Genomic DNA, 2,778 nt, shown 5'->3' with positions numbered 1-2,778 from the left:
CTACTGCGCCATGCACGGCCAGCAGTGGCGATACAACGTGCTCTTCCGCAGCCAGGACCATGACCTGTCGCACGGGATTCACGTGGCCGACGGCGTGCCCAACAACCCGTACTCCGGCTCACCGGTATGGGCGCCGGGCCTCTCCAAGCAGGTCCTCAACAGCATCCATAAGGCGGGGCACGAGACCGGAATCATTCCGACGTCGGCCATGTCGCTCGGGCGAACCCAGTACATGAGCTTCATGTCGATCAAGAACTGGGGCCGCGACGGCGAGTGGTCGACCAACTATTCGGGGATCGCGCGCTCGTTGGACAACGGTCAGAGCTGGGGTGTCTACCCCAGCAGCATCCGGTTGGCCGCGGCGGATACCGTGCCCGGCGGACGGTTTTTCCCCGGCAACGAGAACTTTCAGATGGGTGCGTTCATGCCCGGCAAGGACGGCTACCTGTACTCGTTCGGAACCCCGCCAGGCCGCAGCGGCGCGGCCTTCCTGTCCCGAGTTCAGCCCGGCGCGTTGCCCGATCTCGGTAAGTACCAGTACTGGAACGGCGAAGGCAGAGGCTGGGTCCCGGTTGACCCGAGCGCGGCGACACCAATCTTCCCCGGGCCGGTGGGCGAGATGTCAGCGCAATACAACGACTACCTGAAGCAGTATCTGGTGCTCTACACCAACGGTGGCAACAACGACGTGATCGCGCGTACCGCGCCCAAACCCGAAGGACCGTGGAGTCCAGAGCAGCCGCTCGTCACGTCGTTCCAAATGCCCGGTGGCATCTACGCGCCGATGATCCACCCCTGGTCGAACGGCAAAGACCTGTACTTCAACCTGTCGTTGTGGTCGGCCTACGACGTGATGTTGATGCACACCACGCTGCCCTGACTACGACGGAAAATTGAAGCTCATATCGACCGTCGTTCCCGTCGGCGTGCAGTCCATCTCCAGCCAGTCGCTCACCGCGCGAATCAGCAAAAGCCCGCGTCCACGCACACCGGGGTCACGGGACGCCGGCTTCCACGAGCCGCCGTCGGTAATCTTGAGATGCACTCGGGCGCCGTTGTTTTCGCCGTCGATCCGAACTCTGCCGGGTTTGCGCTCCCGGTAGCCGTGTTCGATGCTGTTGGCGCAGGCTTCGTTGACGGACAGCACGATGTCGGCGACCTGCTCGTCGGGGACCGCGGCGGACTGCAGCCACGACGCGAGTTGGTGCCGGATGTCGCTGAGATCGTCGGCGGTGACGACCTGGTCGATCACCAGCGGTGCGTACGGTCGCCGATAGACGACGATCGCGATGTCGTCGTCGTAGCCGCCCGGGGGAGCCAGCTCGCTGAGCGCCGCATCCGCGACGCCGTCGACGGTTTGGTGCTGTCCGCTTGCCACCGTCGCGCTGAGGTGCGCGATCCCGTCGTCGAGCGACACGTCGCGACGCTCGACGAGACCGTCGGTGTAGAGCATCAGCGTCGAGCCGGGCGGCAGCACTACCGACGCTTGCGGGCGAGACTTCTTGCGGTTCACCGCCAACGGCACCGAGCGGGCATCGGTGATCAGCGTCGGATCTGCCTGCGGTGCCGCCAGCACCGCTGGCAGATGGCCCGCGCAACTGTAGGAGAATTCGCCGGACTCGGTGTCGAGAATCGCGAGAAAGACGGTGGTGCAGAACGCATCCGGGATCAGCTCGGCCACCGAATCGAGCTCTTCGAGCAGCCGCGCGGGCTCGGCGCCGGTAAGCAGCAGCGCACGGGCGGAGGCGCGCAGCTGACCCATCACCGCCGCGGCGGACAGGCCACGCCCCACACAGTCGCCGACGATGATGCCGATCCGTTGATCGCCCACCCGCAGCACGTCGTACCAGTCCCCGCCGATTTCCAGGGGTGGGACTGCGGGCTCGTAACGAACCGCGAAACCGGGCGGAAGCTCGGTGGGCGCCAGCATCGCGTGCTGCAAGGTCAGTGACGTCTCGCGGGCTGCCTCGAATTGCCGCACGTGCTGGATCGCCAGCCCGAGGTGCCCGACCAGCACGGTGACCAGTAGACGGTCCTCCGCACTGACCCGCCGGGGGACCCGAAGCTCCAGCCACAGCGCGACGTCGCCCGAGCCGGTCAGGACGGCGACGATACCGCTCGATTGGCCTGGGGTGTCGGGGGTTTCGATGGGTTGGACGGTCAGCGGAAGTTGACGGCGAGCTTGCTGAAAGATCTCACGCAGCGGCTCGCCGAGTTGCCGCCAATCAGTCGGCGTCTTTTCGCCGGCCACCTGGATGGCCGGCTCGGCGCCACTCGTCGGCCATATCGCGGCCACCACCCGATGAACGTCGAGAGCAAGCCGGCACTCGTCGAGGGTGATCTCCAGTACCTCCGACATGCTCTTGGCCACGCTGACCGCCGTTGCCAACCGCAGCACCGCGCTTTCCCGTGCGGCAAAGGCTCTTTCGGCGGTGATGTCGCGAAGTGTGCCGACATACACGTAGCCGTCCGCGGCGTCCGCGTTGACGCGGTTGACGTTGGCCGCAACCCACACCAGTCGGCCATCACGATGCCGGACTGGGGTCTCGTACTGGACCTGGTTGTTTTCGGCCAGTCGGGCTTGTTGAAGGCGCGCTGCCTTTTCGTCCACCAGCCACGGATGCGGCCAAGGGTAGGGGATGCCGTGCGCCGGGTAGCCGGTCAGTTTGGTGAAAGCGTCATTGACCTCGATGACGGCCCCGGTGCGATCGGCGACGAAGAAGCCTTCCTGCAGTGAGTTCACCACCGCGTTGCGGAACTCGTCGCGATCGGCGAGAT

2 protein-coding genes are annotated in these 2,778 nt (G+C 65.6%); one reads left to right on the top strand and one right to left on the bottom strand.

Going from position 1 to position 2,778, the window contains the following annotated elements; all coding sequences use genetic code 11:
• Window positions 1-880, top strand: an 880-nt coding sequence (locus tag VN856_RS23505) for a DUF4185 domain-containing protein (RefSeq protein ID WP_325693646.1), incomplete at its 5' end; no start/stop codon positions are given.
• Here VN856_RS23505 and VN856_RS23500 read toward each other — a convergent pair.
• The coding region (locus VN856_RS23500; protein WP_325693643.1) for a SpoIIE family protein phosphatase at window positions 881-2,778 on the bottom strand (1,898 nt) is incomplete at its 5' end.

The organism is Mycobacterium sp., assembly GCF_035603715.1.
GTDB lineage: Bacteria > Actinomycetota > Actinomycetes > Mycobacteriales > Mycobacteriaceae > Mycobacterium.
The sequence above is the reverse complement of the archived record's forward strand: the minus strand, read 5'-3'. Positions and strand labels throughout refer to the sequence as shown.